We start from the raw sequence: 21,777 nt of genomic DNA on the forward strand, positions 1-21,777 counted from the left end.
AGCAAGAAACCAAACCAGTTTGCCTGACGACTTTAGAGCGTTGGAACCACCTGATCCCATACCGAACTCAGAAGTGAAACGACGCATCGCCGATGGTAGTGTGGGGTTTCCCCATGTGAGAGTAGGACATCGTCAGGCTCCTAAACTAAAACGCCCTGTCAGGGAATCCTGGCAGGGCGTTTTACTTATGTGCGCTCTCACATGGGGAAACCTGCTCTTTATAGGTGGGGCCCGCTGCGCGGGTCCGGCCACCGGGCATAGCCCGGCGGCGCTACACCACACTCGCCGCGAGGCGGCGAAAGACGTGTGGCTTCGCCCCCATGTGTGAGCAGGCCATCGTCAGGCTCCTAAAAATGAAAGACCCCCGCCGCTTCGCGTCGGGGGTTTTTCATTTTTAGGACACGATGAACTCCTCTCCCTACCTCGCAGCGCAACGCGCTGCCATGTGACACCGGCCTGCAGGCCGGTGGACGCCGCAGGCGCCCCGAAGGGGTCAACGCACCGCGTTGATCAAGTAGGACCGACCATGCCCACGCTCACTCCCATAACGATCTGAGTGCACGAACTCTCTATCGCACGTTGGGCAGGGCGTCTTCTCTCACATGGAGTGCCCCGCTTTTTATCCGTGGGGCCCGCTGCGCGGGTCCGGCCACCGGGCATAGCCCGGCGGCGCTACGCCACACTCGCCGCGAGGCGGCGAAAGACGTGTGGCTCCGCCCCCATGTGTGAGCAGGACACGATGAACTCCTCTCCCTACCTCGCAGCGCCTGCAACCCAAGTAGAGCCTTCCAGGTGTAAACATCCCTGTTTCAGTTGCACCGTTGATTAGAGTTCTCCGCCCGTTTGTGTTTCGCCAGGTATTCCCATGGTGTCAGATCTTCCAGTGAATCGTGTGGGCGCTCATCGTTGTATTCTGTCATCCATGACTCGGTCAGTTCTCTCACCTCGGTGAGGTTCCGGAAGACATACATGTTCAGGATCTCGTCCCGATAAGTTCGATTGAAACGCTCAACATACGAGTTCTGAGTGGGTGTCCCGGGTTTGATAAATTCCAACGCAATGCCGTGTTGCTCGGCCCAGTCTGCCAAGGCGATCGAGATGAATTCCGGGCCGTTATCCATGCGTAGTTTGGCCGGGTAGCCTCGCCAAGCGATGATGCGTTCCAGAACCCGTATGACCCTCGGAGCTGGTAGGTTCAGATCAACCTCAATAGCCAGTACCTCGCGGTTGAGGTCGTCCACTACGTTGAAGGTACGGAAGCGGCGACCACAGAACAGACTGTCGCTCATGAAATCCATGGACCAACATCTATTGACGGTCGCTGGTACGCTTAATGGCTCCGGATTTCGTGTCGGGAGTCGTTTTTTGCCCCGTCGTCGTTTGTTCAGGTTGAGCGCACAATACAGCCGATGTACCCGCTTGTGATTCCACCCGTGTCCCCAGCGTCGCAGCACCTTGAACAGTTTGCTGAAACCATAGGCGGGATAGCGTTCAGTCGCGCTCTGAAGCGCAGCAATCACCGGTTCATCCCGGGAGGTATCCGGCCGATACCGGTACACAGAGTCGCTGATGCCAGCAATTCGGCAGGCTCTGCGGATGCTGACACCATGCGCCTGCTTCAGGTAATTCACCAGTTCTCGTCGAACGGCTGGCTTTACAGCTTTTTTTCGATCACATCCTTCAGCAGTTTGTGATCCAGACTCAGCTCGGCGTACATCTGCTTCAGTCGGCGGTTTTCCTCTTCAAGCTCCTTGAGGCGCTTCACATCAGAGGCTTCCATTCCGCCGTACTTGGATTTCCAGTTGTAGTAGGTCGCATCGGAGATGCCGTACTCCCGACACACTTCCTTGACCAGGCGACCGCCCTCGACCTCCTTCAGAATCTTGACGATCTGTGACTCGCTGTACCGTGATTTCTTCATGTCGTTCTCCGTTTGCCTCATTGTAGGTCGGAGAACTCTAATTACGCATGCACCGATTTTAGGGGATGGTTACACAGGCACCAAGTCCGCACCACAACGACCTGAGCGCGCAAGCCCAAAAAAAGCCCTGTCACGGAGTGCACCCTTTAGCTTGCGCAGGTCCTTGCGTCCTCTTGATATTTAGTGCCTCATGCCTTTCAGGGGGCTCATAAAGCCAAAAAAATCACACAATAACGCTCATTCACTATGTGCTCAGGTCGTGTCGCTCTGCTGTTTGTCTGTCTGCTCTCCGCATGCGGGGGTGGCTCAGGGGGTGTTTCTGTTCCGGTGGTGGAGTCTGTGCAGTTGCACGGCTTTATTACTTTCGATTTTGTGCCAGAGAAAGAGGCGGATAACGGCCTGGATTATGAACGTATCGAGCGGCGACCTGTGCGCCATGTGCGGGTTGAGCTCCTGGATGCGAGAGGAGAGATCCTGGCAACCACACTGAGTGACGAAACCGGCCACTATCAGTTCATGGCGCCAGCAGACAGCATGGTAAAGGTGCGTGTCGCATCCGAAATGATGCTGACGGAGGCACCGGCATGGCATGTGCGTGTGACAGACAATGTGCGGGATAACCGGCTGTATGTGCTGGACGGAAGCCTGGTCAGCACAGGGCGCAGGCCGACGCAACGGAATCTGCATGCAGCATCGGGGTGGGATGGTGCCTCCTATGCCTCGGTTCGCGCGGCGGCGCCGTTTGCGATTCTCGATACCTTTCATCAAGGCGTTCGGCATCTGGCCTCTGCGGGCGACATTCCGGCGCTGCCTTATCTGGAGGTGCGTTGGAGCATCGATAATGTGCCCGCCGGGGGAGAGCTGTCGCTGGTGGAAATCGGGACCAGTTTCTACCAGTACGTTCCGGAAACCGACACACATCTGATTTACCTGCTGGGCTCGGAAGACGTGGATACGGATGAGTATGACCGCCATGTCGTGCTCCACGAGTGGACCCATTTCCTGCAGTCGGCCCTGTCACGGGATGATTCGCTGGGTGGTGCGCACACGCGTGCTGACCGGCTGGATCCACGGGTCGCATTCTCTGAAGGGCTGGCCAACGCGCTGGCAGGTATCGCGCTGGCGGACCCGATTTACCATGACAGCAGTGGCGGGGCACAGGCGTGGGGGTTTCGCAACGATGTGCGCGCTGTTGAACAGGAAAGTATTGGTTGGTACAGCGAGGGTTCAGTCGGCAGCGTTGTATACCGTTTTCACGAGAACAGTGGGGCCTTGTCACCTGTGCTGCAGCCCCTGTTCAGTGACGAATTCCGGGAGAGCGCAGGACTTGCCACACTGTTTTCCTATGCCGAGTCACAAATGGTCCTGTTTCCGCAGTGGGGCGCGATGCTGGATCTCCTGCTGACCGAAAACAACGTGCATGGGCGCGGCCATCTGGGTGCCGGAGAAACCAATAACGGTGACTATCCCGGAGCGCTGCCACTGTACAAGCCGTTGATAGCGAATGGTGAGCCGGCGGAAGTGTGCATCACGTCCCGGTTTGGTACCTATAACGGTCTTGGTGCAGAAGCGTTCCTGTACTTGAGCGTCCCGCAGTCTGCGGCTTACACCCTGTTGGTCGAGAAAGTCGACGGGTCTGCGCGGGTGACGGATCCGGATGTGGTGGTGTATCACGCAGGCCGGATGGTGTTTTCGGGAGAGGGAAGCGAAGGCGATGTGGAGCAACTGACGGTAGGCCTGCCGGCAGGCGAGTATGTGCTGAACGTGTATGACGCATCAATGGCCTACTGGGGCGAACCCTTGCCACTGGAGCATTGTTTTGCCGTCAGCCTGATGCAGTAGCCAGAGAAATGTTGAGCGGGAGAGGATATATGTCACGTTTTGCCGCGCTATCTGCGCTGTTCGCCGTACTGCTGCTGCCGGCCTGCGATGCCGGGCATCGACATCAGGATCTGGCGAAAACAACCGTCGAACGCAGTGTAGGTAAAGGTGGCGCGGCGGTATCGCTAAGCGACGGGCCGTTGTACAGGTTGTCCGGCGCTGGCGCAGAAACCCTGAGCCTTCGTCTCGACAGCGGCTATGACGCGGGTGAGATGACTGTCACGCTCACGCCAGGTCGGGGGCTGCTCATGAACGACATGCCTGTCATGCATTTTGACCTTGCGGCGGGGGAATACTACGAGATTCCCGTATCGCTGGACGCCATGCCGGCGGGGCGTTACTACCTGCATCTGCATTGCCGGGTGAAAGTCGACGGGCGTGAGACGGCCCGGGTATTGTCGGCAATCGTCCTGGTCGGTGAGCCTGATGAAGTGGCTGCGCAGAAAACCATGGACCCGGGGCCGGTTGTGCTGCCTGCGGAAGAGGTGATTCTGCACGAAGAAGAATGAGACGGAGGTCGCGCACCGTCTTTGTTCAATCTGAAGCAGGCCGCGCCAACCTGGTGCGGCCTGCTTCGTCAGAAGGCACCGCCTGCGTGCCGCACCGGCCAGGTCGGTGCGTCCTGTCCGGTACGCCACTCCAGAACCCCGAAATATTTCAGCAAGTTATCCTGTCTTTGTCGTCACATCCGTAGGCTGGCACACCCCTTGCACTTCTAGCACTCAAACTTGTGTACAAGAAGGTGCTCATAACCGTGTACGGGTGGACGATAAGGGACTGGCTGGCGGCCTACGCAGAAGGCCGCAGCACACCGCAGGCGTTGCTGGGGGCGTTGGTCGAAAAACTGCGCACCAGTGACAATCCGGTCTGGATCAGTGTGGCCACGGACAGTCAGTTGGCACGACAGCTTACCGATCTGGCGGTGAAGCTGGAGGCTGCGGGCGGGGATATTTCGGGGTTGCCGCTGTACGGTGTGCCGTTTGCGGTCAAAGACAATGTCGATGTCGCGGGCTGGACCACGACGGCGGGCTGCCCGGGTTTCGGTTATCAGCCCGCCAGCACTGCGCCCGGTGTGCAGAGGCTGCTGGACGCCGGCGCGATCGTGATGGGCAAGACCAATCTTGATCAGTTCGCCACCGGGCTGGTGGGGACACGTTCTCCGTACGGTGAAGTGCGCAACGCGTTCAATCCTGCCTACATCTCCGGCGGTTCCAGCTCCGGTTCGGCGGTGGCGGTTGCAGAGGGCAGCGTGCCGTTCAGCCTGGGAACGGACACGGCGGGTTCCGGACGTGTGCCTGCAGGCTTCAACAATCTCGTCGGCGTAAAGCCGACACGGGGTGCGGTGAGTGCCCGTGGGGTAGTGCCGGCCTGCCGTTCGCTGGATTGCCTGTCGGTATTCGCCCTGGATGTCTGCGACGCGGAATACGTGCTGAATCTGCTGGTGGCCGAGGACAAGGGGGACCCCTACTCACGACGGTCATCGGCAGAAATCCGGTTCGATCAATTGCCGGCAAAGCCGCGCTTTGCCGTACCGATGACGCCGGACTGGTTCGGAGATGCAGCGGCGGAGAAAGCCTTTCAGGAAAGTTGCCAGAAACTGGAGGCACTTGGCGCAACGCTGGTGCCGACCGATTTTGCGCCGCTACTGGAAATTGCTGCATTGCTGTACGACGGCCCCTGGCTCGCGGAGCGGTACGTCGCCGTCGGGCAGGCCGTGGCTGACGACGTGGCGGGGCTGGATCCTGTGGTGGCAGGCATTGTCGCTCGAGGCAAGCAGCCCACCGCTGCCGATTATTTCCGTGCCGAATACCGCCGTGCAGCCATCAAGCAGCAGGCCGACGAACTGCTCTCGAATGTGGACGCCCTGCTGGTGCCGACCGCGCCAACTCATTATCGCATCGAAGATATCCGCCGTGATCCGGTGCGGCTCAACTCCCGCCTCGGGACCTATACCAACTTCGTCAATCTGCTCGATATGTGCGCGCTGGCGCTGCCCGGCGTGTTTCGGCAGGACGGTTTACCGGCCGGCATCACACTGATCGCCGCCGCGTGGCGAGACTTTGCCCTGTTGCATTTTGCGCGTCGCTGGCAAGAGCAACTGGACTGGACCCGAGGCGCAACAGGACAGCCGCTACCCGCGATGACGTCCCCCGGGACAGAGCCCTCTGCACGCTATGTGCGTCTGGCCGTCGTCGGCGCACACCTCTCCGGCATGCCGCTGAACCACCAACTCACCGAACGTGATGCGCGCTTCGTGGAAAGCACCATGACCTCCGCGGATTACCGCCTGTTTGCTCTGGCCGGCACAGTGCCGCCAAAGCCAGGCCTGATGAAACTGGGAGCCGGCGCGGCCATTCAGGTGGAGTTGTGGGACGTGCCCGTCGCGGCGTTCGGCTCCTTTGTGCAGATGATTCCGGCGCCACTGGGGATCGGCACGATCACGCTCGCGGACGGACGCGAAGTGAAGGGCTTTATCTGTGAAGACTGGGCGCGGGCTGCCGCGCAGGACATCACCACATTCGGCGGCTGGCGTGCCTATATGGCCAGCGTCACCGGGAACACGGCGCCGGCGATGGATAACAGGGCGGGGTGAGTAGCATGTTCAGCAAAGTATTGATCGCAAACCGGGGCGAAATCGCTGTACGCATTATCCGCACCCTGAAGAAACTGGGGGTGGCGAGTGTGGCGGTGTACTCCGATGCCGACCGCAACGCCCTGCATGTGCTGGAAGCAGATGAGGCGGTTGCCATTGGCGGTGCGGCGCCCTCAGAAAGTTATCTGGTGGGCGAACGTATCATCGAAGCGGCGAAAAGCACCGGCGCGCAAGCAATTATTCCCGGTTACGGATTCCTGTCGGAAAATGCCGGTTTCGCCGAAGCCTGTGCGCAGGCCGGTCTCGTGTTTGTCGGGCCGACACCGATGCAGATGCGAAACTTCGGGCTGAAACACGAAGCGCGTGCGCTGGCCGAGCAGGCAGGCGTGCCGCTGGCGCCCGGGACTGCGCTGCTGACATCGGTCGAGCAGGCACTGGAAGCGGCCGAGGGGATCGGTTACCCGGTGATGCTGAAAAGCACAGCGGGGGGCGGCGGTATCGGTCTGACCCGCTGCGACAGCGATCAGGCGCTCAGCGATGCCTTTGAGTCGGTGCAGCGGCTGGGCAAGAATTTCTTCAGCGACAGTGGTGTGTTCCTCGAGCGTTTCGTTGACCAGGCGCGCCACATCGAAGTACAGATCTTCGGCGATGGCCTCGGCAAGGTAATCGCCCTGGGCGAGCGGGATTGCTCCATCCAGCGCCGCAATCAAAAAGTGATCGAGGAAACGCCGGCGCCGGGCCTGCCAGCCGCGACGCGGGAGAAACTGCTGGATGCCGCAGTGCGGCTTGGTGAGTCGGTCAGTTACCAGTCTGCCGGCACGGTAGAGTTCATCTACGACGGCCAGCGTGACGAGTTCTATTTCCTGGAAGTGAACACCCGTCTGCAGGTGGAGCATGGCATCACCGAAATGGTCACTGGTGTGGACCTGGTGGAATGGATGTTGCGCACTGCCGCCGGCTCGCCACCGGACCTTGCGGGCCTGCATATCGTGCCGCAGGGCGCGGCCATTGAGGTGCGCCTTTATGCCGAAGATCCGGTACGCAATTTTCAACCGTCGCCGGGGCTGCTGACAGAAGTCTTCTTCCCGGCGGATGTGCGGGTGGACGGCTGGGTCAGCACCGGCACGGAAGTGTCGCCACACTATGATCCGATGGTGGCGAAACTGATGGTGCAGGGGGCGGACCGTGCGCAGGCAGTAAAACGCCTGGCTCAGGCACTGGAGGCCACACGACTGTGTGGCATCACCACCAACCTGGCGTATCTGCGCGCCATTATTGCGACAGACGACTTCTGCAAAGGTCAGTTTTCGACACGTTATCTGGACAGTTTTGCCTTTTCGCCGGAGGCGGTGGAAGTGGTCGCCCCTGGTACCTACACCACCGTGCAGGACTATCCGGGACGCGAAGGCTACTGGCATATCGGTGTGCCGCCATCCGGCCCCATGGATGACTACGCCTTCCGTCTTGCCAATCGAATTGTTGGCAATGGCGACGATGCGGCGGGGCTGGAGTGCACTCTGATCGGCCCAACGCTGCGCTTTCATTGCGACACCACGGTTGCGCTGACCGGCGCGCAGACCGACGCGACGCTGGACGATGTGCCGGTGGTGTTCTGGAAACCGTTGGCGGTCAAGGCCGGGCAGGTGCTGCGTGTGGGCAGGGCGGTCAGCGGTTGCCGTACCTATTTCGCCGTGCGCGGCGGCATTGATGTCCCCGAATATCTGGGCAGTAAATCCACCTTCGCACTGGGGCAGTTCGGTGGCCACGGTGGCCGCCCCCTGCGCGGCGGGGATCTCCTGGAGCTTGTCCGGGGCACGCCGGCCACGGCTGAACCTGCGGCGGCTGACGAGGCGCTGGTGCCCCAGTACGGTGATCACTGGGATATCGCGGTGCTGTACGGCCCACACGGCGCACCGGATTTTTTCCAGAGCGAATCCATCGAGACGTTCTTCGAGACGGACTGGGCGGTGCACTACAACTCCAATCGTCTCGGCATACGCCTGATGGGCCCCAAGCCCACCTGGACCCGCAGCGATGGTGGTGAAGCCGGGTTGCATCCTTCAAACATCCACGATTGCGAGTACGCGATCGGCAGCATCAATTTTACCGGTGACATGCCGGTCATTCTGACGCGTGACGGACCCAGCCTCGGCGGGTTTGTCTGCCCGGTCACCATCTGCAAGGCCGAGTTGTGGAAAGTCGGCCAGGTGAAACCGGGAGATCGCATTCGCTTCCGCCGTATCGGGTTCGATGAAGCCCGGGCAATGGAGCTCGCGCAGGATGCGTCGATTGCCGCGCTGTCGCCGGTGGCAGCGGCGGCGGAGAGCGGGCTGGGTTGTGTGCCGGAGGGCACGGTGTCCGAGACGGTGCTTGCTGAATTACCGGCACGTGACGGCTGCCCCGCCGTGGCGTATCGCCAGGCGGGGGATCGTTATGTGCTGATCGAGTACGGTCCGAACGTTCTCGATCTGCCCGTGCGGTTTCGCATCCACGCGCTGATGGAAGCACTGAATGCCAATCCGGTCGACGGCATTCTGGAACTGTCCCCGGGTGTGCGTTCCCTGCAGGTGAACTACGACAGTCGTGTACTGCCGCAGCGCGCGCTGATCGAAGCGCTGCTGGCTGTGGAAACAGCATTGCCGCCAGTCGGCGAAATGAAAGTGCCGACACGCGTCATTCATCTGCCATTGGCCTTCGAGGATTCTGCCACGCTGGATGCGGTGGCGCGCTATCGCCAGTCGGTCCGGGACAAGGCGCCCTGGCTGCCGAGCAACGTCGAATTCATCCGCCGCATCAATGGCCTCGACAGCATTGAGCAGGTTCGGGAGATCGTTTACGAGACCAGCTATATGGTGCTGGGCCTGGGCGATGTCTATCTGGGGGCGCCCTGCGCCGTGCCTGTCGACCCGCGTCATCGCTTGCTGACATCGAAGTACAACCCGGCGCGCACCTACACGGCGGAAGGCACGGTGGGTATCGGTGGTGTGTACATGTGCATCTATGGCATGGACTCGCCGGGCGGCTATCAGTTGATTGGCCGCACTCTGCCGATCTGGAACAAATTCCTGAAGAACGAAGTGTTCATCGATGGCAAGCCCTGGCTGTTGCGCTTTTTTGACCAGGTGCGCTTCTACCCGGTCACCGAAGACGAACTGATGCAGATGCGGGAGGCCTTCCGCGAAGGGCAGATGACGCTTGATATCCAGGAGGAAGTATTCGATCTGGGTGAGTACCAGCGCTTCCTGGACAGCATCGAACCCGAGCTGGTCGAGTTTCGTGCCAGGCAGAAAGCAGCTTTCGACGCCGAAGTGGCGCTCTGGCAGGAAGACGCAGCGCTGGACGAAATCCATGGCCGTGAACGCAATGCCGCGCTCAGCGAAGACGATCTGGCCGGTGGCGAGCTGGTGTCAGCGGACATCAGCGGCAACGTCTGGAAGCTGCTGGTGCAACCTGGTCACGCTGTCAAGGCAGGCGATCCTCTGCTGGTGATCGAGGCGATGAAAATGGAATTCGCGGTACATGCGCCATCGGATGGCGTGATTCATACGGTGCACTGCGAAGAAGGCCGGGTGATCCAGGCGGGCGATCCTCTGCTCGTGATTGCCGAGAGCGTGGCGGCGTAAACCGGGGCGGGATGATGATAGAGCTGTCAGGTAATCAGCACCAGGGAAGCCGCGCAACAGGACGTGCGGGAAATCTGGCGGAAGGTATCTATCACAAGCTCAAGCAGGACATTTTCGACTTTCGTCTGCTGCCGGGCGACCGTTTTACTGAAAGCGACGTGGCCGACCGAATGGGAGTGAGCCGCACGCCGGTACGTGAGGCGTTGTTCCGCCTGCAACGCGAAAGCTATGTCGAGGTGCTCTACCGCAACGGATGGCGCGTGCGGCCATTCAATTTCGAGTACTTCGAGAACCTGTACGACGTGCGCACCATTCTGGAAACCGCCGCCGTCAAACGCCTGTGCGAACAGGAGCAGGGTGCAGTACAGCTTGAGGATCTCAAGCGCATCTGGCTGGTGCCGGCCAGCGAACGGCTGACCGACATGAGCAGCCTGTCGGCGCTGGACGAGCGCTTCCACGAAATGCTGGTGGAAGCCGCTGGCAATGACGAGATGGCACGCATTCACCGTGAGATCAGCGAAAAGATCCGCATTATCCGGCGGCTGGATTTCACCAAGCCACCGCGGGTCGAGGCCACCTATCTCGAGCACGGGAAGGTGCTCAGGGCAATCATGCAGCGCCGTGCCGATGAGGCACAGATGATGCTGCGTGCGCATATCGAGGAAAGCCGGCGCGAAGTGCGCAAGATCACACTGCATATGCTCTACAGCGCGCGCGCTGATGCGGATCGCGATGCGATGTAGACCCGTATCGGGATCATCCTCCGCCGACAGGGCGGCAGGGTGTTCCGGCAAGGACCAGGGGGAACGTGGGAATGTCTTTCACTAATGGAATGTCGGGGGTAACACCATGAACACGGCAACACATTCATTACAGCGTCATTCAGCATTGATGGCCTGCCCGCAGGTTTCCGGCAGCGATAACGTGTTCTCAATCGGTCTGCGGACGCAGATCTAACCGGACGGGCTGGCCAGCGCCAGCCTCATGCAAGGAGACGATCACATGAACAAGCAAGGTTTTATCAAACAGATTGCGTCGGCCTGCCTGGCCGTATCCACGCTGTTCGGGGCCGCTGCGGTACAGGCCGAGGACACTATCAAGGTGGGTGTGCTGCACTCTCTGTCCGGCACCATGGCAATCAGTGAAACGACGCTGAAAGACACGGTGCTGATGCTGATTGAAGAGCAGAACCGAAAAGGCGGCCTGCTTGGCAAAAAGCTGGAACCCGTGGTGGTCGACCCGGCCTCCAACTGGCCGGTGTTCGCAGAGCGCGCGCGGGAACTGCTGCAACGCCACGAAGTGGATGTGGTGTTCGGATGCTGGACATCGGTATCACGCAAGTCCGTGCTGCCGGTGTTTGAGGAACTGAACGGGCTGCTTTTCTACCCGGTGCAGTATGAAGGCGAAGAGTCTTCCCGCAATGTGTTCTACACCGGCGCCGCGCCGAACCAGCAGGCCATCCCGGCGGTGGATTACCTGATGAACGACGTGGGGGTGGAGCGCTGGGTGCTGGCAGGTACCGATTACGTTTACCCGCGCACTACCAACCGCATTCTTGAAGCCTACCTCAAGAGCAAGGGCGTCAAGGATGAGGACATCATGATCAATTACACCCCGTTCGGCCATTCCGACTGGCAGAGCATCGTGGCCGAGATCAAGCGCTTCGGCTCCGCCGGCAAACAGACCGCGGTGGTGTCCACCATCAACGGTGACGCCAACGTACCGTTCTACAACGAGCTGTCCAACCAGCAGGTGTCCGCCGAGGACATCCCGGTGGTGGCCTTCTCCGTGGGTGAGGAAGAACTCTCCGGCATCGACACCAGCAATCTGGTCGGCCACCTGTCCGCCTGGAATTACTTCATGAGCGTGGACACACCGGAAAACGAAGCCTTTATAAAAAGCTGGCACACCTACATCAAGGATCCGAAGCGTGTGACCAACGATCCGATGGAAGCGCATTATGTCGGCTTCAACCTGTGGGCACAGGCTGTCGAGAAGGCCGGTACCACCGATGTCGACAAAGTCATTGATGCGCTGCCGGGCCTGGAAGTGCCGAACCTGACCGGTGGCGTGGCGCGCATGCTGCCGAACCATCACATCACGAAACCAGTGCTGATTGGTGAAATCCGTGAGGATGGGCAGTACGACGTGGTCTGGGAGACTGACGGTGAAGTGGAAGGGGATGCCTGGTCCGACTTCCTCGACGGCAGCAAGAACATCGTTGCCGACTGGGTGGAACTGAAATGCGGTAACTACAACACCGAAACCAAGACCTGTTCCGGCCAGAACTTCTGAGTGGGGGTGCCCGCCGGTTCGCCGGCGGGCACTGCAACAGCGAGTAGAAGGAATCCGACATGGCATATCCGGCAGTACGGCACCGGACAGGCTGGCGCAGCCTCTGGCTGCTGTCCGGTATGGTTGTGCTCTGCCTGCTGGCGACGGGCGGTGCGCAGGCGCAAACCACGCCGGATGCACCGGTGGTGATGGCCGACAATGCAGGCACCATGGTTGATCCGTTGCAGCAACGGCGGGAGCAACTGGCGAATCTGGCCACCGGCAGCTTCCCGGAAAAGCGTCGCCTGGTGAATAACCTGCAACAACAATCCTGGCACGGCGTGCGCGCGGTGCTGGCCGGGATGCTCGCCGGAGAACTGTTTCACGATGATGGTGATCCGGCAAAGGTATACGTGTTGCGTGAACAAAGCGGTGTGCTGATCCGCCTGGATCCGCTTGATGGCACCGAAGTGGAGATCGCGGACAAACAGGGATTGAAAGAGGTCCGCACCAACAATCAGTTGCGTCGTGCCTTGCGTGGTGCGGTTGCACGTTTTGATATGGCGGATGAATCGCCAGCGGTGCGCAAGGCAGCGATTGCCGAGCTGCGCCGCGATCTGGATAACGATGCCGTGGCATTGATGCGCGAGCGGTTACCGCTGGAACAGCACAGTGGCGTGCGCAACGAACTTGACGTGGCGCTGGCGCTGCATGATCTGGACAGCACGGAAGCCGCCACACGATTGGCAGCGCTGGACGTGCTCAGCGGCGAACTGGCCAACGATGTCTATAACCGGGTGCAGCGCCTGCTGGCCACCGATGCCGAGGGCAATCCAGTGGAACCGGACGCACAGGTGCGGGTGCAGGCGCAGCGCGCCATCGACCGCATTGAACAGCGCCGCAGTATTTTCGGTGGCCTGGAAACCCTGTTCTTCGGCCTGAGTTTTGGCTCGGTGCTGGTGCTGGCGGCCATTGGCCTGGCGATCACTTTCGGTGTGATGGGGGTCATCAACATGGCCCACGGTGAGTTGATCATGCTGGGCGCCTACACTTCCTATGTCATGCAACTGCTGTTGCCGAATCATATCGGGCTGGCCATTGTGCTGGCCGTGCCGGCGGCATTCCTGGTGTCCGGATTGATGGGCATTCTGATTGAGCGTGGCGTGGTGCGATTCCTGTACGGCCGGCCGCTGGAGACATTGCTGGCGACGTTCGGTATCAGCCTGCTGCTGCAACAGCTGGTCCGTTCCATCTTTTCGCCCCTGAACCGCACGGTGCAGGCGCCGGAATGGATGAGTGGCCTGTGGCGCATCAACGATGTGTTCGCGATCACCTGGAACCGCTTCTACATCATCATCTTCATGCTGCTGGTGTTCGCGCTGCTGTGGCTGGTGCTGAACCGGACCTCACTGGGCCTGAAAGTGAGAGCAGTATCGCAGAACCGTGCCATGGCGCGGGCCATGGGAGTGCGCTCGGACCGGGTGGATGCGCTGACCTTTGGCCTGGGTTCCGGCGTTGCCGGTATTGCCGGCGTGGCATTGAGCCTGCTGACCAACGTCGGCCCCAATCTCGGGCAGTCTTACATCATCGATTCCTTCATGGTGGTGGTGTTCGGCGGCGTCGGCAATCTCTGGGGCACGCTGGTGGGCGGCATGACGCTCGGCGTGGCAAACAAGTTCCTCGAACCGCATGTGGGCGCCGTGATGGCGAAGATCCTGATGCTGGTATTCATCATTCTGTTTATCCAGCGCCGCAAGCAGGGCCTGTTCCCGCAGAAAGGTCGGGCCGGGGAGGATCACTGATGGGTGAGCACAGCATGTTGTCGAAACTGTTGCGCAGCGAACGCGGCAGCCTGGTGTTTCTGGCGATCCTGTTCGTGATCGGTGTTGGCATGCCACTGGCGAACCTTCTGCTGCCGGCCAGTTCCGCGCTGCATCCGTCCACCTACACCCTCGGGCTGGTGGGCAAATACATGACCTACGCGCTGCTGGCGATCTCTATTGATCTGATCTGGGGATACTGCGGCATTCTCAGCCTTGGCCATACGGCGTTCTTTGCCCTGGGTGGCTATGCCATGGGCATGTACCTGATGCGCCAGATCGGCAGCCGGGGTGTGTACGGCGATCCGGTCCTGCCGGATTTCATGGTGTTCCTGAGTTGGGAAAAGCTGCCCTGGTACTGGCACGGCTTTGACATGTTCTGGTTCGCCGCGCTGATGGTGCTGGTGGTGCCCGGTCTGCTGGCGTTTGTGTTTGGCTGGCTGGCGTTTCGTTCGCGCGTGGCAGGGGTGTATTTCTCGATCATGTCGCAGGCGCTTACCTACGCACTGTTGCTGGCGTTTTTCCGTAACGAGATGGGGTTTGGCGGCAACAACGGGCTGACCGATTTCAAGGAAATTCTCGGTTACGACCTCCAGGCGCGCAGTACCCGTATCGGCCTGTTCGTGGTCTCTGCCATAGCGCTCGGGCTGGGTTATGTGCTCTGTCGCTGGATCGTCACGTCGCGGTTTGGCCGCATCATTGCCGCGATACGTGACAGCGAGGGCCGCACCCGGGTTTTATCGGCTATCGGGTGGAGCACTACAAGCTCTGGCTGTTTGTTATCTCCGGCATGCTCGCCGGTGTTGCCGGCGCCCTGTACGTGCCGCAGGTGGGCATCATCAACCCGGGTGAATTCGCGCCGCTGAACGCCATCGAAGCGGTGGTGTGGGTGGCCGTCGGTGGCCGCGGTACGCTCTATGGGGCAGTGGTCGGAGCGGTGCTGGTGAATTATGCCAAGACCTATTTCACAGTGGCCTGGCCGGAAGCATGGTTGTACGCACTGGGCACCTTGTTTGTGGTGGTCACGCTGTTTCTGCCGAAAGGCATTGTCGGCATCCTGCAACGTTTCCGGCGGAGCGAATCATGAAAAGGAGTGCAGCATGAAGTTGCCGAAGTCGCTGGCGGAGTTTACCGACCGCAGCCGGGTATTTGATGTCGTCAACCCGGCGGTGCGCTCGCCAAAGCTGGACACCAGCCACGGAACCATCCTTTATCTGGAAGATATTACCGTGAGCTTTGACGGTTTCCGCGCGCTCAATGACCTGACGCTGTATATCCATGCCGGCGAGCTGCGCTGCATCATCGGCGCCAACGGTGCCGGCAAGACCACCATGATGGACGTGATCACCGGCAAGACCCGTCCCGACAGCGGCACGGCCTATTTCGGCCAGAGCATTGACCTGCTGCGCCTGAGCGAGCCGGACATCGCCCAGGCCGGCATCGGCCGCAAGTTCCAGAAGCCGACCGTGTTCGAACAGCACACAGTGTTCGAGAACCTGGAGCTGGCCATGGCCGGCGACCGGCGTGCCTGGAAAATGCTGTTCGCGCGGCTGACACCCGCGCAGCGTGCAGATATCGATGAGGTGCTTGGCGTGATCGGCCTCACCGAGCATCGGCATCGCCAGGCGGGGGCGCTGTCGCACGGGCAGAAACAGTGGCTGGAAATCGGCATGCTGCTGATGCAGAAGCCGGCGCTGCTGCTGGTGGACGAACCCGTGGCAGGCATGACGCCCCAGGAAACCGAACGCACGGCTGAACTGCTGTTGTCACTGGCGGGGCGCCATTCCGTCGTGGTGGTGGAGCACGACATGGATTTCGTGCGTTCGATTGCCCGCACTGTCACCGTGTTGCACGAAGGCAGCGTGCTGGCCGAGGGCAGCATTGAACAGGTGCAGCGTGATCCGCGCGTGGTCGAGGTGTATCTGGGGGAACAGGCATGACACAGACTTCACTGCTTGCCGTGCGCGGCCTGAACCAGCTCTATGGCGGCAGCCACACGCTCTGGGATGTGGAGCTGGATGTGCCCGCCGGCTCCTGTACCTGCCTGATGGGCCGCAACGGCATGGGCAAGACCACCTTGCTGAAATGCATCATGGGTCTGCTGCCGGTGCGCAGCGGCGAAGTACAGTTTGATGGCCGGGATCTGCTGACACTGCGCGCCGAAGCACGGGCTGGCCTGCGCATCGGCTACGTGCCCCAGGGGCGAGAAATCTTTCCGCGCCTGACCGTCGAGGAAAACCTCAAGCTGGCGGTATATGCCCGGCCGGATAAATCCATGGCCATCCTGGATCATATCTACAGCCTGTTCCCGGTGCTCAGGCAGATGGCACGGCGGCGCGGCGGCGACCTCTCCGGTGGGCAGCAACAGCAGCTTGCCATCGGGCGTGCGCTGGTGCTTGAGCCGCGCCTGCTGATACTGGATGAACCCACGGAAGGCATTCAGCCGAATATCGTGCAGGAAATCGGGGATCTGATTATACGGCTGAACCGCGAGCAGGGCCTGACCGTCCTGCTGGTGGAACAGAAACTGCCTTTTGCGCGTCGTGTGGCCAGTGACTTCCGCATTATCGACAAGGGGCGCATGGTCGGAGGGGGAGCGATTGAGGCCCTCAATGACGACTTGATCAGGCATCACCTGACGGTCTGAAATGCCCGCGCCACGCGTGGCCCCGGCGGCCCGCCCCCTTTGCCGGGTTTTTGCAGGAGACGGGTATCTAGCGCCCGCCTTTATCCTGGAACACGGGCGGTCGCTGCCGGTGGATCAGCCACATCAGCACCGCCACTCCCAGCCCCCAGGCGCCGTTGACCAGCAGGCCGCCGAGTACGGTCTGCGGGTTCACCGCCAGCCCCTTGAGCGGAAACACTACCAGCATGGCCACCGCGGTCGGTGCAATGGCGCCTGCCACCAGTGCGGTAAGCGTATACTTGAGGCGACGACGGCTGCGGATCAGCCACCACAATGGCAGGCCCCAGACACCACCCCAGAACGCCAGTGAAATGACCTGGGGCACCCCCAGTGGTGGCACCGGAGACAGATTGAAAGGCGGTGCGGGAATCATGCCGGCCAGGTAAAACAGCCCCACCACGGCCTGGTGGCACAGCAGTGTGGCGAGGAAACCGGCAACGAACGCTTTCAGCCAGGACATAGGCAGCTGCTCCATGTCAGTCGATGCAGATCAGGTGCGAGGCTGTCCCGGCAGGTCACAGGTCGGTACAGCACGCCTTGTTGCTGGGTGACGATTGGACGGTCTGCTGTATGTTACCGGGCATTTTGTCATTGAGAAATGTTAAGGTTAGCCGTTGTGCTGGTGGCGAATATTCGGGAGTATCGGCGTTGATTGGCGCCCCACGCTTGAGTGGTGCCGGTGTTGGGACCTCTGGATAACCCCAGGTGATTCCTGTGCCCCTTTGGGCAGCAGTTCTGTCGCGGTGTCTGGCCGGCTCGGGCAGGACGCACTGGACTGGATGATGAGAACAACGGAGAGGGAGACGGAGCATGAACGCAACAGCCAACACCCAGATGAAATCCCCGCTGGACGCGCTCCAGGAGCGTGTGACCCGGCAGGGCAAGGATGTGGCGATGATCCAGCCGCTCGGCGGCGGTGCGCTACGGGAATACACCTGGGCGGAACTGGATGATGAAGCACGCCGCATGGCGGCATACCTGAAGGCACAGGAGTTGCCGCCAGGTTCGAATATCGCGCTGATGTCCAAGAACTGTGCCGAGTGGATGATAGCCGACTGGGCTATCTGGATGGCGGGTCATGTAAGTGTTCCGTTGTACCCCACGCTGACCTCGCAAAGCGTGCGCCAGATTCTTGAGCACAGCGGCGCCAGGCTGCTGTTTGTTGGCAAGCTGGATGTGTGGGACGAGGCCCAGGCCGGCGTGCCGGCAGAGCTGCCGAAAGTCTCCTTCTCTCTTTCCCCGGCGGATGCCCGCCAGGCATTCCCCTGCTGGCCGGACATCATTGCGGCACAGGCGCCACTGACGGATGTGGCGCGCCCTGCGCCGGGCGATCTGGCCACTATCATCTACACATCCGGCACTACCGGCACACCGAAAGGGGTGATGCACAACTTCGGCAACCTCGCCATCATGGGCGAGAAAATGCCGGGGGTGTATCAGTTGTCCAGCCAGGATCGCGCGATTTCCTACCTGCCGCTGTCGCACGTGGCGGAGCGGGCCGCTGTGGAACTGGCCATGCTCTATGTGGGCCTGCGGGTCTTCTTTGCTGAATCGCTTGAAACCTTCGCGGACGACATCAAGCGTGCCCAGCCGACGATCTTCTTTGCCGTGCCGCGTATCTGGACCAAGTTCTACCAGAAGGCCAGCGATGCGGTGCCGCCAGCGAAGCTGAAGAAACTGCTGAGAATTCCGCTGCTCAACCGCGTCATCAAAAAGAAGGTGTTGTCCGCCATGGGGCTGCAGGACTGCCGTATCGCGTTGTCTGGCGCATCTGCCCTGTCGCCGGAGGTGATCACCTGGTTCAAGGCGCTCGGGCTGGAAATCCTGGAAGTGTATGGCATGACCGAGAACATGGCCTGGTCGCACACGACCCGTGAGGGCGACCAGCAGATCGGCTGGGTTGGCAAGCCCAACGAGGGAGTGGAGCAGCGTATCGCCGAAAATGGCGAGATCCTCGTGCGCTCGGTGGCCAACATGCAGGGCTACTACAAAGACCCGGAGAAAACCCGCGAAGACCTGACCGAAGATGGCTGGCTGCACACCGGCGACGTGGGCGAGATCGACCAGCAGGGGCGGCTGCGTATCACCGGCCGTGTGAAGGAAATCTTCAAGACCGAAAAAGGCAAGTACGTGGCGCCGGCGCCGATCGAGAACAGGATCGTCTCGCACCCCGGCATCGACCAGGCCTGTGTGATGGGCGTGGACATGCCGCAGCCGCTGGCGCTGCTGTGCCTGTCGCCGGAAGAAGAGGCGCATCTTAAAGACGACGCGGCCAAGCAGGCGTACATCGACGGGCTGCAGGCGCTGCTCAAGCGCGTCAACGGCGAGCTGGATGCGCACGAGCGGCTGGACGCGATGGTGGTGGTTTCCGAGTCCTGGGGCGTGGAAAACAACCTGCTGACCCCGACGCTGAAACTCAAGCGCAACGAGTTGGAAAAAGTCTACAAAGACCGGCTCGCCGGTTGGGCCGCGCAGCGCGGCGTGGTCTGGGCGCGCTGATGCCGGAGACGTCCATTCAGGTGGACAGTGCGGTCATCCGCTGCCTGGCGGATGGCCGTTTTCATTCCGGTGAGGACCTGGGGGCGCTGTCGGGCATCTCGCGCGCGGGTATCTGGAAACGGCTGCAGAAACTGGAGCAGCTTGGCCTGGCGATCGAGTCGGTACGCGGCAAGGGCTATCGCATTGCCGGTGGCCTGAGCCTGCTGGACGAGACGGCGCTGCGCGCCGCCGCCGGGCTGCCGGCGGATGCCTTCGATCTGGTGCTGAAAGAAACTACGGTCTCTACCAATGCCGACGCCCTGGCGATGATTGCCGGTGGCCTGGTGCGGCCGCTGGCCGTGCTGGCGGAATACCAGAGCGCCGGGCGCGGTCGCCGTGGCCGGCCCTGGCAGTCGCCGTTTGGCAGCAACCTGTACCTGTCCCTCGCATCCCGCTTCAGCGGCGGCGCGACCGCACTGGAAGGCGTAAGCCTGGCGGTCGGTGTTGCTGTTGCGGACGTGCTGGCGGCCTCTGGCCTGGGCGCGCGCGTGCAGTTGAAGTGGCCGAACGACGTACTGGTCGGCGGCCGCAAGCTCGGCGGCATTCTGGTCGAACTGGCCGGGGAGATGGACGGGGTCTGCATGCCGGTGATCGGCATTGGCATCAACGGCGCCATGCCGGCGCAGGCCGGTGCGGAGATCGACCAGCCCTGGACCGACCTGGGCCGGGAGCTGGGTGCACCGCCAGACCGCAATCGGCTGGCGGGTGAATTGCTGGCGTCCTTGCTGGCGGTGCTGGACACCTTTCGCGCCGGGGGCTTTGCGGCGTTGCGCGAACGCTGGCAGCAGTACGACGGTTGCGCCGGGCGCGAGGTACAATTGCTGCTCGGTGACAAACGCATCACCGGCGTGGCCTGTGGGGTCAGCGAACAAGGGGCGCTGCTGCTGGACGTGGAAGGCGAGATGCAGCGCTTTCACGGGGGTGAAGTCAGCTTGAGGATGGCATGAGGCTGTTCCTGGATATTGGCAATACCGCCATGAAGTGGCGGCTGAACCTGCCTGATGGCGGGTGCAGGCAGGGCGGGCATGCCCATCAGCGTGACTGGTGGGGGCTGGCGGCGGAACTGGCGCAGGTGTGTGCGCAGCAACCCCCCGCAGTGCTCTGGGTCGGCTCGGTGGCGGGCCGCGAGGCAGATGCCGAACTGGCGCAGGCGCTGAAGGCCGTTCTGAATGTGACGCCGCGTTTCTACTACTCCCCCGCCACGGACCTGGGCCTGCGCAATGCATACGCTGACCCGGCCCGGCTGGGTGTGGATCGCTGGCTGGCAGTGGTGGAGGCCTGGCACCGCGAAGGCGCGGCCATCATCGTCGATTGCGGTAGTGCGCTGACCATTGATGCCGTCGATGCCGACGGCATGCATCTCGGGGGCTACATCGTGCCGGGGCTGACCATGCTGCGGACCAGCCTGTTCCGGGGCACGGCCCAGGTGCGGGTGACGGACCCGGTGAGCACATCGCTGGCGCCTGGCCGCAGCACCAGCGCAGGGGTCGAGAATGGCGTATTGCGCATGTCTGTGGCCTTCATCACGGATGTGGTGGTTGAACTGCGCAAAACCCTTACCGATACTTGCCCGGTCTTCATGACCGGCGGTGATGCTGCCGTGCTACAGCCGCACTTGCCGTTCGCGGCGCTCGCCGATGCCGATATCGTGCTGGATGGCCTGGAACGGGTGGTGGCGGCCGGCGCCAGTGGAGAAGAACCGGCCTGAACGGGCAGCAGGGGGAAACGGTCATGCGCTGGGTGTTCTACAGTCTGTTGATCCTCAACGTGGTTTATCTGGGCTGGCAGTTGCTGGCGCGCGTGGCGCCGCCGGCGGAGCCCGCCCGGGCTGCTGTCGTGGCTGCGCCGCGGCAGCTTCAATTGCTCAACGAACAGGGCGGCAGCGACCGCCCGGCACTGCCGCGCCAGGCGCTGTGCCTGGTGGTCGGGCCCTGGGGGGAGCGTGGCGCCGCCGAAAGCCTGCAGCGCACCCTGCGTGGACTGGCTGGCCCCGGCGAGCTGCGTGCCGTGCCGGTGCGCAAGGATCGCCTGAGCTGGGTCTATCTGCCTGCCACCGAAGACCGCGATGCCGCCCTGCAGCAGCTGCGTGAGCTGCAGGGGCGCGGGGTGGACAGCTTTATCGTCGCGGAGGGCGAGGACGCCAACGCGATTTCCCTGGGCTATTTCAGCAGTGCCGAGTCAGCGCGCGGGCTTCAGGTGAAAATGCGCAACGCCGGTTACCCGGCAGAAGTGCGCGAGACGTGGAAAGAGATCACTGAATATTGGCTCTACTATCCGGTGCCTGATGCCGGGGCAGGCGAACGCATTCGCCAGGCTGCGGCCGGTGCTGGCGTGGAGATGGCACAGGCAGGTTGTGCAACAGGTTGATTTGGCGGGAATTCCCGGATTTCTTGGCGGTTTTGAAAATGTCACGTCCAATTCAATTGCCTGGGCTGTCGGCA

15 protein-coding genes, 1 rRNA gene and 1 pseudogene are annotated in these 21,777 nt (G+C 61.5%); 15 read left to right on the plus strand and 2 right to left on the minus strand.

The window, feature by feature from the left end; genetic code table 11:
* Positions 1 to 22 precede the first annotated feature (22 nt).
* A 5S ribosomal RNA gene (rrf, locus tag S7S_RS02685) occupies positions 23 to 138 on the plus strand.
* 671 nt (positions 139 to 809) lie between these two features.
* Here the strand turns inward: rrf and S7S_RS02690 are convergent.
* Positions 810 to 1,921, minus strand: a protein-coding gene (locus S7S_RS02690; RefSeq protein ID WP_238582929.1) for an IS3 family transposase whose coding sequence is annotated in 2 segments (ribosomal slippage) — positions 810 to 1,660 and positions 1,660 to 1,921 — 1,113 coding nt in all. Because the reading frame shifts where the segments join, the coding sequence is not laid out codon by codon here.
* Positions 1,922 to 2,260: 339 nt separating this feature from the next.
* Between S7S_RS02690 and S7S_RS02700 the strand changes: the two genes are divergently transcribed.
* The 10 genes and pseudogenes from S7S_RS02700 (at position 2,261) to urtE (ending at position 16,759) form a co-directional block, all read left to right on the plus strand.
* A complete protein-coding gene (locus tag S7S_RS02700) occupies positions 2,261 to 3,763 on the plus strand; it encodes a hypothetical protein (protein ID WP_144401573.1) in 1,503 nt (500 codons plus the stop codon).
* Positions 3,764 to 3,792: 29 nt separating this feature from the next.
* Positions 3,793 to 4,311 (plus strand): hypothetical protein, encoded by a 519-nt coding sequence (locus S7S_RS02705; RefSeq protein ID WP_008740307.1) that lies wholly within the window; start codon positions 3,793 to 3,795, stop codon positions 4,309 to 4,311.
* Positions 4,312 to 4,556: 245 nt separating this feature from the next.
* Positions 4,557 to 6,395 carry an allophanate hydrolase gene (gene atzF / locus S7S_RS02710; RefSeq protein ID WP_008740306.1) on the plus strand — a complete coding sequence of 613 codons (1,839 nt, stop codon included), beginning with the start codon at positions 4,557 to 4,559 and terminating at the stop codon, positions 6,393 to 6,395.
* A gap of 5 nt (positions 6,396 to 6,400) precedes the next feature.
* Positions 6,401 to 10,018, plus strand: coding sequence for an urea carboxylase (gene uca / locus S7S_RS02715; RefSeq protein WP_008740305.1), 3,618 nt, complete (start codon positions 6,401 to 6,403; stop codon positions 10,016 to 10,018).
* Positions 10,019 to 10,029: 11 nt separating this feature from the next.
* Positions 10,030 to 10,761, plus strand: a complete 732-nt coding sequence (locus tag S7S_RS02720; protein ID WP_238582930.1) for a GntR family transcriptional regulator — start codon at positions 10,030 to 10,032, stop codon at positions 10,759 to 10,761.
* A gap of 259 nt (positions 10,762 to 11,020) precedes the next feature.
* Positions 11,021 to 12,313 (plus strand): urea ABC transporter substrate-binding protein, encoded by a 1,293-nt coding sequence (urtA, locus tag S7S_RS02725; RefSeq protein ID WP_008740303.1) that lies wholly within the window; start codon positions 11,021 to 11,023, stop codon positions 12,311 to 12,313.
* Positions 12,314 to 12,372: 59 nt separating this feature from the next.
* Entirely contained in the window at positions 12,373 to 14,094 is a 1,722-nt protein-coding gene (gene urtB / locus S7S_RS02730) for an urea ABC transporter permease subunit UrtB (protein ID WP_008740302.1), read from the plus strand.
* Positions 14,094 to 15,199: pseudogene (gene urtC, locus S7S_RS02735) on the plus strand (urea ABC transporter permease subunit UrtC). The gene urtB and the pseudogene urtC overlap by 1 nt, the downstream one beginning before the upstream one ends.
* Positions 15,200 to 15,212: 13 nt before the next feature.
* Complete coding sequence (gene urtD, locus S7S_RS02740) at positions 15,213 to 16,052, plus strand: urea ABC transporter ATP-binding protein UrtD (RefSeq protein ID WP_008740300.1); 840 nt, start codon at positions 15,213 to 15,215, stop codon at positions 16,050 to 16,052.
* Entirely contained in the window at positions 16,049 to 16,759 is a 711-nt protein-coding gene (urtE, locus tag S7S_RS02745) for an urea ABC transporter ATP-binding subunit UrtE (RefSeq protein ID WP_008740299.1), read from the plus strand. Before urtD ends, urtE begins: the two co-directional genes overlap by 4 nt.
* Before the next feature lie 67 nt (positions 16,760 to 16,826).
* Here the strand turns inward: urtE and S7S_RS02750 are convergent, their stop codons facing one another.
* Positions 16,827 to 17,258, minus strand: coding sequence for a hypothetical protein (locus tag S7S_RS02750; protein WP_008740298.1), 432 nt, complete (start codon positions 17,256 to 17,258; stop codon positions 16,827 to 16,829).
* Between the two features lie 350 nt (positions 17,259 to 17,608).
* On the opposite strand from S7S_RS02750, the gene S7S_RS02755 reads away from it, so the two are divergent.
* Genes S7S_RS02755 through S7S_RS02770 form a run of 4 tightly spaced genes read left to right on the plus strand, consistent with a single transcriptional unit; the run spans position 17,609 to position 21,703 of the window.
* Complete coding sequence (locus S7S_RS02755; RefSeq protein WP_008740297.1) at positions 17,609 to 19,297, plus strand: AMP-binding protein; 1,689 nt, start codon at positions 17,609 to 17,611, stop codon at positions 19,295 to 19,297.
* Positions 19,297 to 20,283, plus strand: a complete 987-nt coding sequence (birA, locus tag S7S_RS02760; RefSeq protein ID WP_035206048.1) for a bifunctional biotin--[acetyl-CoA-carboxylase] ligase/biotin operon repressor BirA — start codon at positions 19,297 to 19,299, stop codon at positions 20,281 to 20,283. The genes S7S_RS02755 and birA overlap by 1 nt, the downstream gene beginning before the upstream one ends.
* Positions 20,280 to 21,044, plus strand: coding sequence for a type III pantothenate kinase (locus S7S_RS02765; RefSeq protein ID WP_008740295.1), 765 nt, complete (start codon positions 20,280 to 20,282; stop codon positions 21,042 to 21,044). Before birA ends, S7S_RS02765 begins: the two co-directional genes overlap by 4 nt.
* Before the next feature lie 23 nt (positions 21,045 to 21,067).
* On the plus strand, positions 21,068 to 21,703 hold the full coding sequence (locus S7S_RS02770; protein WP_008740279.1) for an SPOR domain-containing protein: 636 nt from the start codon (positions 21,068 to 21,070) through the stop codon (positions 21,701 to 21,703).
* The last annotated feature ends 74 nt before the right edge of the window (positions 21,704 to 21,777 follow it).

The sequence above is a fragment of the Isoalcanivorax pacificus W11-5 genome (assembly GCF_000299335.2).
GTDB classification, from domain to species: Bacteria; Pseudomonadota; Gammaproteobacteria; order Pseudomonadales; family Alcanivoracaceae; genus Isoalcanivorax; species Isoalcanivorax pacificus.

Bases quoted from the DNA above. Each gene is read 5' to 3' on its own strand.
- S7S_RS02770 (WP_008740279.1), top strand. From the start codon at position 21,068: ATGCGCTGGGTGTTCTACAGTCTGTTGATCCTCAACGTGGTTTATCTG.
- uca (WP_008740305.1), top strand. From the start codon at position 6,401: ATGTTCAGCAAAGTATTGATCGCAAACCGGGGCGAAATCGCTGTACGC.
- urtB (WP_008740302.1), top strand. From the start codon at position 12,373: ATGGCATATCCGGCAGTACGGCACCGGACAGGCTGGCGCAGCCTCTGG.
- birA (WP_035206048.1), top strand. From the start codon at position 19,297: ATGCCGGAGACGTCCATTCAGGTGGACAGTGCGGTCATCCGCTGCCTG.
- S7S_RS02705 (WP_008740307.1), top strand. From the start codon at position 3,793: ATGTCACGTTTTGCCGCGCTATCTGCGCTGTTCGCCGTACTGCTGCTG.
- S7S_RS02765 (WP_008740295.1), top strand. From the start codon at position 20,280: ATGAGGCTGTTCCTGGATATTGGCAATACCGCCATGAAGTGGCGGCTG.
- urtE (WP_008740299.1), top strand. From the start codon at position 16,049: ATGACACAGACTTCACTGCTTGCCGTGCGCGGCCTGAACCAGCTCTAT.
- S7S_RS02750 (WP_008740298.1), bottom strand. From the start codon at position 17,258: ATGTCCTGGCTGAAAGCGTTCGTTGCCGGTTTCCTCGCCACACTGCTG.
- S7S_RS02755 (WP_008740297.1), top strand. From the start codon at position 17,609: ATGAACGCAACAGCCAACACCCAGATGAAATCCCCGCTGGACGCGCTC.
- S7S_RS02720 (WP_238582930.1), top strand. From the start codon at position 10,030: ATGATGATAGAGCTGTCAGGTAATCAGCACCAGGGAAGCCGCGCAACA.
- urtD (WP_008740300.1), top strand. From the start codon at position 15,213: ATGAAGTTGCCGAAGTCGCTGGCGGAGTTTACCGACCGCAGCCGGGTA.
- urtA (WP_008740303.1), top strand. From the start codon at position 11,021: ATGAACAAGCAAGGTTTTATCAAACAGATTGCGTCGGCCTGCCTGGCC.